Raw genomic sequence first — 13,335 nt, 5'->3', positions numbered from 1 at the left:
TAAAGCTGCAGATGATTGATTCTGGCAACGTATCGCTTGCTTTAAAACAATTAATAGTTGCTTGATCAAACGTCTGCAAGATGGACAATCATCCTTCCTGCAGGCGCCTTCACAAGATACCTGCGCATACTTTCAAAGATCGAGGGAAGTGGCCTCAGCGCCGTTCCCGTGTGCTGCGAAGTTTCCTTCGTAGCGAGCCGCCCATTATGCCAGACTTTTTCAGTCCGTCAACACCTTCGTTCGATCATCTCGTTCGGCGGTGGTGGGCGCCCTGTTGTCGCTGAAGCCCCTTGGTGGCGACCCCTGCGACGGGGGAGGAGAAGTATGTCCCTATTCCCATCGTTTGTGAAGGGGGTGTGGCGATTTTTTTCACCGGATGTTGCATCCGTTCATCCGGCGCGCTGCGGTAGGTTCCCGCGAAGAGCAGCCAAGCGTGGGCTTGGCTCTACAAGAGCACAAGGAAGGGCCGGCTAGCGCCGGCCCTTCCTTTGTCTCAGGCAGCGACCAGGCGCACGCGGGCAAACGTACGCTTGCCGACCTGCAACAGGCCTTCGAAGCCCGGCTGCAACACCTGCTGGCCGTCTTCGACCACTTCGCCATCCACCTTGACTGCGCGCTCCTTGAGCTTGCGGTTGGCTTCGGAGTTGCTCGGGGTCAGGCCGGCCGCGGTCAGCAGCGCAGCAATACGCAGGCCTTCGACCGGGATCGCCACGTCCTGCAGCGGCAGCTGGGTGATGTCGCCCTGCCCGGTCACCGCCGCTTCCCAGCCCGCGATCGCCTGCTCGGCCGCTGCGGCGTCGTGGAAGCGGGTCGCCAGTTCACGCGCCAGGCGCAGCTTGACCACGCGCGGGTTCAGGCCGCCATTGGCCACCTGCTGGCGCAGCTGCACGGCTTCGGCCTGGCTGATGTCGAAGGACAGCAGCTCGATCCAGCGCCACATCAGGGTGTCGTCCACCTTCATGGTCTTGGTGACGATGTCGATGGCCGGTTCGCTGATGCCAATGTAGTTGCCCAGCGACTTGGACATCTTGTTGACGCCGTCCAGGCCCTCCAGCAGCGGCATGGTCAGCACCACCTGCGGCTTCTGGCCGTGATGCTCCTGCAGGCCACGGCCCATCAGCAGGTTGAACTTCTGGTCGGTACCGCCCAGCTCCACGTCGGCCTCCAGGGCCACGGAGTCGTAGCCCTGCACCAGCGGGTACAGGAACTCATGGATGGCGATGGACTGCTGGGCGGCGTAGCGCTTGGCGAAATCGTCGCGCTCGAGCATGCGTGCCACGGTGTGCTGGCCGGCCAGGCGGATCATGTCGGCCGCGCCCATCTTGCCGAACCACTCCGAGTTGAAGCGGACTTCGGTACGGCTGCGGTCCAGCACCTTGAACACCTGCTCCTCATAGGTACGCGCGTTGGCCAGCACGTCCTCGCGGCTGAGCGGCTTGCGGGTAAGGCTCTTGCCGGACGGGTCGCCGATCATGCCGGTGAAGTCGCCGATCAGGAAAATGACCTGGTGGCCGAGGTCCTGGAACTGGCGCATCTTGTTCAGCAGCACCGTGTGGCCCAGGTGCAGGTCGGGCGCGGTGGGGTCGAAGCCGGCCTTGATCCGCAGCGGGCGGCCCTCCTGCAGGCGCGCACGCAGATCCTCGAGCTTGAGGATCTCGTCGGCACCACGGCCGATCTGGGCAAGGGCTTCTTCAATCGAGGACACGTGACTACTCCCGGCAACGCCGATTCTTGTGTGGGGTGTTAAAGCAAAGTTAACCCGATTGGCTTCACAAAAGCCAATGGGCACAAGGGTTTGACGCGGTTTTCTCAGGTGTCTATGGTAACCGGCGATCAGGCCCCCGCTCCCGGGCCACCAGGAAAAAACCGCCGATGCACAATTCCGAACAAGGGCGCGCACGCAAGCAGCGCTTCCAGGAACGCCTCCACGTCCTGCACGACAACGCCCTGCATCGGAAGCTCAGGCAACATCTTCCCGCGGCCTTCAACGAGCGCTGGACCCGGCGCCATTGGATGCATGCCAGCCTGTTCGCGACCATCGGCGCCCTGGTGGCGACGATCGTGCCGGGCTTCTCGCACACCATCGACGCCCCCTTTGCCGACAGCCATACCAGCCTGGCACTGCCGTTGCCGCCGCTGGCCATGGCCCGCCAGCAGCAGGTGCCCGGTGACAGCTGGCAGGTGCTGCGCGTGGAACGCGGCCAGACCCTGAGCGATCTGTTCGACAAGGCCGGTATCCCGGCGACCACCCTGCACCGGGTACTGGACCACCCGGGGGCGCGCGAGGCGCTGACCAAGCTTCGCCCGGGCGCCGAGATCGCCTTCGACATGCCCCTGTCCGGCGACCTGCGCAGCATCCGCTTCGACCGCGATGCCGACAACCGGGTGGAGCTGAGCCTGGCCGGTGACGACATCAAGGAGAAGGTGACCAAGCGCGAGACCTCCACGCGCACGGTGGTCACCAGTGGCGAGATCACCAGCTCGCTGTATGCCGCGGCCCGCCGCGCCGGGCTGTCGCCGTCGGCGATCGCGACGATGACCGACGACATCTTCAAGTACGACATCGACTTCTCAAAGGACCTGCAGCCGGGCGACCGCTTCAGCGTGGTGATGGATGAAACCTGGCGCGAAGGCGAGAAGGTGGACACCAGCAAGATTCTGGCCGCGACTTTCACCACCGGTGGCAAGACCTATTCCGGCTTCCGCTTCGACCGCAACGGCAAGTCCGAGTACTACGACATCAACGGCCGTTCGCTGAAGAAGAGCTTCATCCGCATGCCGATCCCGTTCGCGCGGCTGAGCTCGACCTTCGGTGCGCGCAAGCACCCCGTGCTGGGCAAGATGCGCATGCACAAGGGCGTGGACTACGCCGCGCGCACCGGCACCCCGATCATGGCCGCCGGCGACGCCCGCGTGCAGTTCGCCGGCGTGCAGCGCGGTTACGGCAACGTGGTGATCCTCGACCACGGCCGTGGCCACACCACCCTGTATGGGCACATGTCGCGCTTTGCGAACATCAAGACCGGCCAGCGGGTGGCCCAGGGCACGGTGATCGGTTATGTCGGCTCGACCGGCCTGGCCACCGGCCCGCACCTGCACTACGAATTCCGCGTCAACGGCGAGCACCGCAACCCGCTGACCGTGACCATGCCGCCGCCGGAGCCGCTGAAGGGCGCCGAGCTGGTCGCCTTCCGCGCGCAGACCGCGCCGGCGATGGCCCGCATCCAGGGCATGGAGAAGCTGATCTACGCCGACGCCAGCCCGGCACCGACCAGCCGCGACGAGGCCGCCCCCGAGGTGGCCAGCGCCAAGGACAAGAGCAGCACCGGCCGCAAGCGCGGCTGAGCCCCTGCGTTGACGAAGAAGGACGCGGCAGCACAAGCTTGCCGCGTCCTTTTTTTATGCCCGCCATGAACACGACTGCCGACACTGACGCCCCCCTGTACCTTGGCCTGATGTCGGGCACCAGTGCCGACGGCATCGATGCCGCGCTGGTGCAGTTTCCTGCCGGCGGAGGCTGCCGCTTCGTGCACGGCCTGACCGCCCGCTGGGAGCCGGTGCTGCGTGCACGGCTGGTGGCGCTGGGCGAAGGTGGTCCACTGGATTCGCTGGAGGAGCTGGGCGAGCTGGACGCCCGGATCGCGATCAGCTTCGCTGGGGCCGCCAACCAGCTGCTGGCCGAGGCTGGCGTGGACGGCAGCCAGGTGCGCGCGATCGGCTCGCATGGGCAGACCGTGCGTCACCGGCCGCTGGCCGACCCCGCCTTCACCGTGCAGCTGGGCGACGGCAACCGCATCGCCGAATTGACCGGGATCACCACGGTCTCCGACTTCCGCCGACGCGACGTGGCGGCCGGGGGCCATGGTGCGCCACTGATGCCGGCCTTCCACCTGGCCATGCTGGGCACGACCGACGAAGACCGCGCCGTGCTCAATCTGGGCGGTATCGCCAACCTGACCCTGATTCCGCGCGAAGGTGCGGTACGTGGCTTCGATACCGGCCCGGCCAATGCGCTGATGGATGCCTGGTGCCAGCGCCACACCGGCCGCACCTTTGATGCCGACGGCGCGTACGCCGCCAGCGGCGCGGTGGACGAGGGCCTGCTGGCGGGCTGGCGCTCGGACCCGTGGTTCGCGCTGCCGCCGCCGAAGAGCACCGGCCGTGAGCAGTTCCACCTGGCCTGGGCCGAGGCGCACATGGCCGAGGGCCAGTACGCGGCGGCCGACGTGCAGGCGACCCTGTTGGAGCTGACCGTGGCAACGGTGGCCGACGCGCTGCTGGCGCAGCAGCCGCAGACCCGCCGCCTGCTGGTCTGTGGCGGCGGGGTACGCAACCGGCAGCTGATGAAGCGCCTGGCGGCGCGGCTGCCGGACGTGCAGGTGGAATCCAGCGCCGTGCACGGGCTGGACCCGGAGTACGTGGAGGCAATGGGCTTTGCATGGCTGGCGCAGCGGACGATGGAGGGGCTGGCCGGCAACCTGCCAAGCGTGACCGGAGCTAAGGGCCCGCGGATCCTGGGTGCGATCCACCTGGCGTGAGGTGGCGCCATCCACGCGTGGCGTGGATCTACCGGGCAGCCGGACGTGGGCTCGTCTCTACAGCATTGCGGCGCGGCCGCTAATCGAAGCCCTGCCCTGCGGGCAAGGCCTGCAGGGCGGCAATGGCATCGGACAGGGCATCCACTTCCGGATCGCCGAAGCCGGAGCGGACTTCCAGTTCACTGCTGAACAGCCCCTGCTCCAGCAAGGCGGCACAGGTCTGTTCGTGGGTCCAGCCGCGGGCGACCGCGACGCGTTTGATACGTTCCAGCAGCAGCGGGTCCAGGTCCCGCAGCACAACGTCGGCCATGCTCACTTCCCCGTTCGCAAGGCACCGCCCCCTCGGCGCGTCGGGGCGATGATCACGCAGACCGGGCGGGCAGGCAATCAGGTCGAGCCGGCGGCCTGGCGACGGCCCTGCTGCAGGATCAGCAGGGCGCAGAGGATCACCACCGGGATCGCCACCAGCGCGGTACCGACGAAGAACAGCGCGTAGCCTTCCAGCAACGTCCGGCCCTGTGCGAGCGTCTGTACCGACCACCCCGAGAGCCCCTTGAGCGCCTTGCCGGGCATCGCGTAGAACGAACTCAGCAGTGCGTACTGGGTTGCGGTGTATCCGATGCTGGTCAGGCTCGACATGTAGGCGATCAGCGCCGTACCGGCGAAGCCGCTGGCGAAGTTGTCGATTGCCATGGCCACGGCGAAATGGGTTGTGTCCGGGCCGGAATAGGCCAGCCAGGCAAACGCCAGGTTGGAGGCCGGCCCCAGCACGGCGCCTACCATCAGCGCCGCCAGCACCCCCCAGCGGACCGAGACCAGGCCCGCTGCGGCAATACCGACGAAGGTCGCGACCAGCCCGACCGAACCACGCACCGCGCCCACGGTGTCCTCGTCCAGGCCGAGATCGACGTAGAACGGGTTGGCCATCGGTCCCATGACGAAGTCGGCCATGCGATAGACGCTGATGGCCACCAGGATCAGGATCGCGCCGCTGCGATGCTCGCGGACGAAGGCGATGAACGGTCCCGCTACGGCGTCGAACAATCCGCGCGGTGTCCACAGCGAGGTCGCCTGCGCCTGCACGGCAGCCACTTCCCGCGCGGGTTCGCGGGCCATGACCACGGCCACCACGCCAAGCGCCATCAGCACGGCCATGATCTCGTAGGAAACCTGCCAGCCGACACGGGCCGCGATGATCAGGATCAGCGCATCTGTGACCAGCAATGCAGTGCGGTAGCCCAGTGCCGAGGATGAGGTCAGCAGTCCAAGCTGCTCGCTGTTGTCAGCACTTTCAATGCGCCAGGCATCGATGACGATGTCCTGGGTGGCCGAAGCAAACGCCACGATCACAGCCATCACGCCGAACACGACGATGTGCTGCCATGCGATACCCAGGAACTGGATCTGGCCCCCCTTGGGCTGGACCAGCGCCATGCCGACCAGGCCCACCAACACAACCAGCTGCGACAGCAGCATCCAGCCACGGCGGCGGCCAAAGCGGCCGAACAGAGGCACGTCGGTCTTGTCGACGATCGGTGCCCACAGGAACTTCATGGTGTAGGCCAGCCCGACCCATGACAGGAAGCCGATCGTACTCAGCTCGATGCCTTCCTTGCGCATCCAGAAGCCGAGCGTGTTGCCCACCAGATAGATCGGCAGGCCGGAACTGAAGCCGAGCAGCAGCATCGCCAGCACCTTGCGCTGGCTCAGGTTGGACAACACCTGCTGCCACGGTCGGCGCGGCTTGGCAGCCTCGGTCACAGGTCGTAGTCCACGGTGAACGGGGCGTGGTCGGAGAAGCGCTCGTCGCGGTAGATCGAGCAGCTTCGCAGGCGGTCACGCAGGCCCGGGGTGATGAACTGGTAGTCGATGCGCCAACCGACATTGTTGGCACGGGCGGCGCCGCGGTTGCTCCACCAGGTGTAGTCCTCTCCGGTGGGGTTGAGCAGGCGGTAGGCATCGGCCCAGCCGCGACCGGCGGCGACGTCGGTGGCCTGGCCGTGGTCGGCGCAGAGGGCGTTGAGCCAGTCGCGTTCCTCCGGCAGGCAGCCGGAATTCTTCTGGTTGGACTTCCAGTTCTTGATGTCCAGCGCCGAACGCACGATGTTCCAGTCGCCGCACAGCACGTAGTCGCGGCCGCTGCGCGCCCACTCCTCCAGGATCGGCCGCAGCCATTCCATCACTTCGAACTTGAAGCCCTGGCGCAGGTCGCCCGAGCTGCCGGACGGGATATAGAAGGAGACCACGCTGAGGTTGCCGTAGCGTGCCTCGATGTAGCGGCCTTCGTCGTCGAACGGGGCCCAGCCCAGCGAAGTGATGACCTGGTCCGGCTCGCGCTTGCTGTAGATCGCCACACCGCTGTAGCCCTTCTTGGTAATGGCGTCGCGGTAGAAGCAGTGGTGGCCGTCCGGGCGGAACATCGGGTCGCTCAGCTGGTCTTCCTGGGCCTTGGTTTCCTGGATGCACAGGACATCGGCATCCTGGGCACGGAACCAGTCGAGGAAGCCCTTGGTCGCGGCGGAACGGATGCCATTGGCGTTGAAACTGATGATGCGCATGCGGAAGACCTACGGCGGGAAACCGGGCAAGCATACCGGTTGACTGCAGGGCTGCGCAGTCCGCCGGGTGGGCCCGCCAGCGCCTTCACACGGGGCCGGACGAGCGCGAAACGCCCAGCTGGATTAGGATTTGTGCTCCAAATGAAGATGAATCGAGTTTTGATGAGCGACCACCGCCACCGTTTCCTGCAGTTGGCCCTGACCGCCGACGCCCTTCGCTTCGGCCAGTTCACCCTCAAGTCCGGCCGGCTGAGCCCCTATTTCTTCAACGCCGGGCGCTTCGACTCCGGCTCGCTGCTGTCCCAGCTCGGCGCGTGCTATGCCGATGCCATCGATGCCAGCGGGATCAAGTACGACGTGGTGTTCGGCCCGGCCTACAAGGGCATCCCGCTGGCCACCGCGATGGCCTGTGAGCTGGCCCAGCGTGGCCGCGACCTGCCGCTGTCGTTCAACCGCAAGGAAGCCAAGGACCATGGCGAGGGTGGCCAGCTGATCGGCGCCGACATGCAGGGCAAGCGCGTGCTGATCGTCGACGACGTGATCACCGCCGGTACGGCGATCCGCGAAGCGCTGGGCATCATCCGCGCCGCCGGTGGCACCCCGGCCGGCATCGTGGTGGCGCTGGACCGCCAGGAGATCGCTTCGGAGACCGACCGCCGTTCTGCCGCGCAGTCGGTGGCCGAAGAAGCCGGTATCCCGGTGATCGCCGTGGCATCGCTGGCCGATCTGCTTGATTTCGCCTCCGGCAACCCGGAACTTGTGGGTTACCGGCAGCCGCTGGAAGCCTACCGGGCCCAGTACGGCGTTCGTTCGATCCGCTGACCGACCCAGGGGAAAGGTCATGTCCCGAGTTCCTGCTGTCCTCTTCGCCGGCCTGCTGCTGGTCGTGCCATTCACCGTACCGGCGCAGTCGCGCGACAGCGGCAAGGCGGAAAAGAAGCTGTACTGCTGGAACGAGGGCAAGGAGCGGATCTGCAGTGATTCGCTGCCGGCCGACGCGGTCAACCATGCCCGCGAGGAATTCAATGCGAGCACGGGCCTGCGCAATGCGCAGGTCCAGCGCGCGTTGACCGACGAGGAGCGTGCCGCTGCCAGCACCGCTGCGCAGCAGCAACAGCTGGACCTGATGGCCGAGCAGACCCGCCAGCGCACCGAGCAGGCCATGTTGTCCACCTACGGCAGCGAGGCCGACCTGCGCCGGGTGTTTGCCGAGCGCCAGGAAGTGCTGGACAACAACCTGAAGACCGCCGAGTACAACGTCACCAGCCTGCGTGAGTCGCTGGTGGCGCTGCTGTCGGCGGCGGGAGACCGCGAGCTGGCCGGCGCCAAGGTGGCCGACAAGCAGGCCGAGGCGATCCGCAAGCGGCATGCGCAGCTGCAGGCGCAGCAGCGCCTGCAGGCCGGGCTGGTGCAGCAGCAGCAGGCGTTGAAGGCCGAGATCGACAGCACCCTGCAGCGCTATCGCGAGCTGAAGGGGCTGGTGCCGGCGGACGCTCCGGCGGGCTGACGGCGCGACCTCCGCCGGGCATGGCCCGGCGCTACCCCGGGCCTGGTTACGGGTTGGCCCACGGAATTTATGCACTCTTTACGCGTCGGCCCGGTCCGGCGCGTAGTGCGTTTATGGGGGGTAGGACGACGATGGCGGCCTGAGGTGGAGGGGTTCCACCAGGACGCTATTGCAATGTCCCCCTGGCTGTCGTTGTTGTGTGGCGTGCTGGTGCTGGTTGCCGCCGCCTATCTCCTTTATGTCGTGCTGCGGCCCGAGTCGTTCTGAGCGGAGCCGGCCATGACTGAGATGCTTGTGATTATTGCCGCCAGCCTGCTGCTGGCGTGGCCGCTGGGCCTGTACCTGGCGCGCGTGATGCGCGGCACGCCGATGAAGGTCGACGTGCTGTTCCATTGGATCGAGAAGCCGCTGTACAAGGTGCTTGGCGTCGATCCATCGCGCGCCATGTCCTGGCGCGGCTATGTGCTGGCCTTCGTGCTGAGCAACGTGGTGGTCGCGGTGCTGACCCAGGCGGTGTTCATGACCCAGGCCTGCTTGCCGTTGAACCCGGACCAGATCCCGAACATGCGCTGGGACACCGCGCTGCACACGATGATCTCGTTCCTGACCAACACCAACCAGCAGCACTATTCGGGCCAGGCGCAGCTGTCCTACTTCTCGCAGATGACCGGCATCACCGGCCTGCAGGTGGTGACGCCGATGATGGGCCTGGCGCTGGCGGTGGCGACGCTGCGCGCGTTGTTCTCGCGTGCGCCGCAGGCTGCGGCGACCACCGGGGCCGGCGATGACCGCCAGGTGGCGGTGGGCAACTACTACGTGGACGTGGTGCGCCTGTGCGTGCGCTTCCTGCTGCCGCTGTGCCTGGTGTGGACGCTGGTGCTGACCAGTCAGGGCGTGCCGTCGACGATGGCCGGTGGCCCACAGGCCACGCCGATCGATGCCAGCGCCGGCATGGCCGAACAGAAACTGCCGTTGGGACCGGTGGCGGCGATGGTCGCAGCCAAGCAGCTGGGCGCCAACGGCGGCGGCTGGTACGGCCCGAACAGCAGCTTCCCGCTGGAGAACCCGACCCCGCTGTCGAACGCGCTGGAGATCGTCGGCATCCTGCTGGTGCCGATGGCGGTGATCTTCATGATCGGCGCGTTCACCGGCCGGCGCCGCTTCGGCGCCCTGGTGTTCAGCTGCATGCTGGGCATGTCGCTGCTGTCCACCGGCGCGATGATGTGGAGCGAAGGGCATAGCGCCAGCGCCGCCACCCCGCTGCTGATGGAAGGCAAGGAAGTGCGCTTCGGCGCCGACGGCACTGCGCTGTGGGCGGCGGTGACCACCCAGGTCTCCAACGGCTCGGTCAACGGCATGCACGATTCGCTGGCGCCGCTCAGTGGCGGCATCGCGATGGTCAACATGCTGGTCAGCGCGATCTGGGGCGGCATCGGCTGCGGCCTGCAGCAGTTCATCGTGTACCTGCTGCTGGGCGTGTTCCTGGCCGGGTTGATGACCGGGCGTACGCCGGAACTGTTCGGCCGCAAGCTGGAGACGCCACAGGTACGCCTGCTGGCCCTGCTGGTGCTGCTGCAGCCGATCACCCTGCTGGTGTTCACCGCGATCACCCTGGCCGTGCCCGGTCTGGCCGGCACCTCCAATCCCGGCTTCCATGGCATCAGCCAGGTGTTCTACGAGTACGTCTCGGCCTATGCCAACAACGGTTCGGGCTTCGAGGGGCTGGGTGACGCCACGCTGTGGTGGAACCTGAGCTGCTCGCTGGTACTGCTGCTGGGTCGCTTCCCGCTGCTGATCATCCCGCTGGTGGTGGCTGCACAGCTGGCTGCCAAGCGCCAGGCGCCGGAGTCTGCCGGCAGCCTGCAGATCGAAACGCCGACCTTCGCCCTGACCCTGGTCTCGGTGATCGTCATCCTGACCGTGCTGCAGTTCATGCCGGCGCTGGTACTCGGCCCGATCGCCGACCACCTGAGCCTGGGACTGCACTGAGGACACCGCAATGAGTACCCATGCAAGTTCAACCCGTAGTTCCCTCGCACCGCGCCCTGCCCTGCTGGATGGCGCAGGTCTGCGCCGCGCACTGGTCGAGGCAGTGCGCAAGCTGTCGCCGATGCATCTGGTGCGCAGCCCGGTGATGGCGGTGGTGATGGCCGGCACGATCGTGGCCGCGATCGTCACCCTGACCGGCAATGCGCCGCTGGGCTTTGGCCTGGCGGTGACCGCGATCCTGCTGGTGACCGTGCTGTTCGGCAATTTCGCCGAAGCCGTGGCCGAAGCACGTGGCCGTGGCCAGGCCGCATCGCTGCGCCGCGCCCGCCAGGACCTGGTGGCGCGCCGCCTGGCCGCACCGCAGCCGGGTGCCGCGGAAACCCAGCTGCCAGCCGCCGAGCTGCGCCCGGGCGACCATGTGATCGTCAGTGCCGGTGAGCTGGTACCGGCCGATGGCGAGATCGTGCAGGGCCTGGCCACCATCAACGAAGCAGCGGTGACCGGCGAATCGGCACCGGTGCTGCGCGAAGCCGGTACCGACCGTTCCGGTGTGATCGGCGGAACCAAGGTGCTGTCCGACCAGATCATCGTGCGGGTGACCGCCGAGCCGGGCCACAGCTTCCTGGACCGGATGATCGCGCTGGTGGAAGGCGCCAACCGGCAGAAGACGCCGAACGAGATCGCACTGACCCTGCTGCTGGCGGCGATGACGCTGACCTTCCTGGTGGTGGTGGCGACGCTGCCGGCCATCGGCGCGGCGGTAGGCGTGCAGGTTGACCCGCTGCTGCTGATCGCGCTTCTGGTCTGCCTGATCCCGACCACCATCGGCGGCCTGCTGCCGGCCATCGGCATCGCCGGCATGAACCGCGCGTTGGCCGCCAACGTGCTGGCCAAGTCGGGCAAGGCGGTGGAAGTCGCGGGAGACGTGGACGTGCTGCTGCTGGACAAGACCGGCACCATCACCTACGGCGACCGCCAGGCCAGCCACTTCCATCCGTTGGCCGGTATCGATGCCAGCCAGCTGCGTGAAGCGGCGCTGTTGTCCTCGCTGGCCGACCCGACCCCGGAAGGCAAGTCGATCGTGCGCCTGGCGCGCGAACAGGGCTGCGCCACCGCCGAACCGGACCACGCCGAGTACCTGGCGTTCAGTGCGCAGACCCGCATGTCCGGCGTGGATCTTGAACATGGGCGGCAGATCCGCAAGGGCGCCGCCGATGCGATCCGTGCCCACGTACAGGCGCTGGGCGGCAATGTACCGGCTGAACTGGCCGGCCGCGTCGAGCAGGTCGCACGCAACGGTGCCACCCCGCTGGTGGTGGCCGAGGGCCGCCACGTGCTGGGCGTGATCGAGCTGTCGGACGTGGTCAAGCACGGCATGCGCGAGAAATTCGCGCAGCTGCGGGCGATGGGCATCCGCACGGTGATGATCACCGGCGACAACCCGCTGACCGCCGCCGCGATCGCTGCCGAAGCCGGCGTCGATGACTACATCGCCGAGGCCCGACCGGAAGACAAGCTGGCGCGCATCCGCCAGGAGCAGGCCGGTGGCCGCCTGGTGGCGATGGTCGGTGACGGTACCAACGATGCCCCGGCACTGGCCCAGGCCGACATCGGCCTGGCGATGAACTCCGGTACGCAGGCGGCGAAAGAGGCCGGCAACATGGTCGACCTCGATTCGGACCCGGCCAAGCTGCTGGCAGTGGTGGAAGTAGGCAAGCAGCAGCTGATCACCCGCGGTGCGCTGACCACCTTCTCGCTGGCCAACGACGTGTCCAAGTACTTCGCGATCCTGCCGGCGCTGTTTGCCGCTGCGGTTCCGGCCATGGCCGCACTGAACGTGATGCAGCTGTCGAGCCCTCGCAACGCGGTGCTGGCGGCGCTGATCTTCAACGCCCTGGTGATTCCCGCCCTGATCCCGCTCGCCCTGCGTGGCGTGCGCTTCCGCCCGGCCACCGCAACGGCGCTGCTGCGCCGGAACATGCTGGTGTACGGCCTCGGCGGCGTGCTGCTGCCGTTCGCGGCGATCAAGCTGATCGACCTCCTTCTTGTCCTGGTATTCGGCGCATGAACCGTTCTGCTTCCAAATCCACTTCCCTGTCCCGCGAACCGAAGGCCGAGGCCTGCGTGGCCAGCCTGCAGGACGGCGCCAGCTGGCGCCCGGCGATCGGCCTGGGCCTGGCCACCCTGCTGCTGGCCGGTGCGGTCTACGCCGGTATCGCCACCGGTTTCGCCGGCCTGGCCTACCCGACCCAGGCCGAGGGCAGCCTGCTGCGCGATGGCAGCGGCCAGGTGCGCGGCTCGGCGTGGCTGTCGCAGCCGTTCGCCGGTGACGGCTACTTCCAGGCACGTCCGTCGGCGGCCAACTACGACCCGATGGCGGCAGCCGGTTCCAACATGGCGCGCAGCAACCCGGCGCTGGCCGAGCGTGTTGCCGCCAGCACCGCGGCGGTGGCCGCACGCGAAGGCGTTGCCCCGGCGCAGGTTCCTGCGGACCTGGTCACCCAGTCCGCCGGCGGCCTGGATCCTCAGCTGTCACCGGCTGCAGCGCAGTTGCAGGTAGCCCGCGTGGCGCGTGCCCGTGGCCTGCCGGTGGAACGCGTGCAGGCACTGGTGCAGGCGCATACCGAAGGTCGCCAGTGGGGCCTGTTCGGCCAGCCGCGGGTGAACGTGGTGACGCTGAACTTCGCGCTGGACCACGCGGCCAAGGCGCCGTGATGCCGGCCTGCACCGGCTGCGCGCACAA

The 13,335-nt window shown here is 67.3% G+C and carries 12 protein-coding genes; 8 read left to right on the top strand and 4 right to left on the bottom strand.

Annotated elements, in window-relative coordinates:
* Positions 1-493: 493 nt before the first annotated feature.
* Complete coding sequence (gene tyrS, locus AC5P60_RS14265; RefSeq protein WP_164208214.1) at positions 494-1,705, bottom strand: tyrosine--tRNA ligase; 1,212 nt, start codon at positions 1,703-1,705, stop codon at positions 494-496.
* A gap of 167 nt (positions 1,706-1,872) precedes the next feature.
* Between tyrS and AC5P60_RS14260 the strand changes: the two genes are divergently transcribed.
* Together AC5P60_RS14260 and AC5P60_RS14255 are read left to right on the top strand one after the other, a co-directional pair.
* On the top strand, positions 1,873-3,345 hold the full coding sequence (locus AC5P60_RS14260; RefSeq protein WP_005407777.1) for a M23 family metallopeptidase: 1,473 nt from the start codon (positions 1,873-1,875) through the stop codon (positions 3,343-3,345).
* A gap of 65 nt (positions 3,346-3,410) precedes the next feature.
* Entirely contained in the window at positions 3,411-4,538 is a 1,128-nt protein-coding gene (locus AC5P60_RS14255) for an anhydro-N-acetylmuramic acid kinase (protein WP_483693682.1), read from the top strand.
* A 79-nt stretch (positions 4,539-4,617) separates the two neighbouring features.
* Here AC5P60_RS14255 and AC5P60_RS14250 read toward each other — a convergent pair whose 3' ends face one another.
* From AC5P60_RS14250 to AC5P60_RS14240, 3 genes are all read right to left on the bottom strand, one after another.
* Positions 4,618-4,848: a hypothetical protein gene (locus AC5P60_RS14250; protein ID WP_005407775.1), complete on the bottom strand. Its 231-nt coding sequence runs from the start codon at positions 4,846-4,848 to the stop codon at positions 4,618-4,620.
* A 77-nt stretch (positions 4,849-4,925) separates the two neighbouring features.
* Complete coding sequence (locus tag AC5P60_RS14245; protein WP_483693683.1) at positions 4,926-6,299, bottom strand: AmpG family muropeptide MFS transporter; 1,374 nt, start codon at positions 6,297-6,299, stop codon at positions 4,926-4,928.
* Positions 6,296-7,096, bottom strand: coding sequence for an exodeoxyribonuclease III (locus tag AC5P60_RS14240; RefSeq protein WP_024956358.1), 801 nt, complete (start codon positions 7,094-7,096; stop codon positions 6,296-6,298). The genes AC5P60_RS14245 and AC5P60_RS14240 overlap by 4 nt, the downstream gene beginning before the upstream one ends.
* A gap of 162 nt (positions 7,097-7,258) precedes the next feature.
* Between AC5P60_RS14240 and pyrE the strand changes: the two genes are divergently transcribed.
* The 6 genes from pyrE to kdpC all read left to right on the top strand — a co-directional run bounded on the left by pyrE (position 7,259) and on the right by kdpC (position 13,307).
* A complete protein-coding gene (gene pyrE, locus AC5P60_RS14235) occupies positions 7,259-7,918 on the top strand; it encodes an orotate phosphoribosyltransferase (protein ID WP_005407772.1) in 660 nt (219 codons plus the stop codon).
* Between the two features lie 19 nt (positions 7,919-7,937).
* A complete protein-coding gene (locus AC5P60_RS14230) occupies positions 7,938-8,603 on the top strand; it encodes a hypothetical protein (RefSeq protein ID WP_005407771.1) in 666 nt (221 codons plus the stop codon).
* Between the two features lie 174 nt (positions 8,604-8,777).
* Complete coding sequence (locus AC5P60_RS14225; protein WP_005407770.1) at positions 8,778-8,870, top strand: potassium-transporting ATPase subunit F; 93 nt, start codon at positions 8,778-8,780, stop codon at positions 8,868-8,870.
* Between the two features lie 12 nt (positions 8,871-8,882).
* Positions 8,883-10,592: a potassium-transporting ATPase subunit KdpA gene (gene kdpA, locus AC5P60_RS14220; protein ID WP_483693684.1), complete on the top strand. Its 1,710-nt coding sequence runs from the start codon at positions 8,883-8,885 to the stop codon at positions 10,590-10,592.
* Positions 10,593-10,602: 10 nt separating this feature from the next.
* On the top strand, positions 10,603-12,660 hold the full coding sequence (gene kdpB / locus AC5P60_RS14215) for a potassium-transporting ATPase subunit KdpB (protein WP_049453639.1): 2,058 nt from the start codon (positions 10,603-10,605) through the stop codon (positions 12,658-12,660).
* Positions 12,657-13,307, top strand: a complete 651-nt coding sequence (kdpC, locus tag AC5P60_RS14210; protein ID WP_111108769.1) for a potassium-transporting ATPase subunit KdpC — start codon at positions 12,657-12,659, stop codon at positions 13,305-13,307. The genes kdpB and kdpC overlap by 4 nt, the downstream gene beginning before the upstream one ends.
* The last annotated feature ends 28 nt before the right edge of the window (positions 13,308-13,335 follow it).

The organism is Stenotrophomonas sp. YJH_SMC_120, assembly GCF_059368675.1.
The sequence above is the reverse complement of the archived record's forward strand: the minus strand, read 5'-3'. Positions and strand labels throughout refer to the sequence as shown.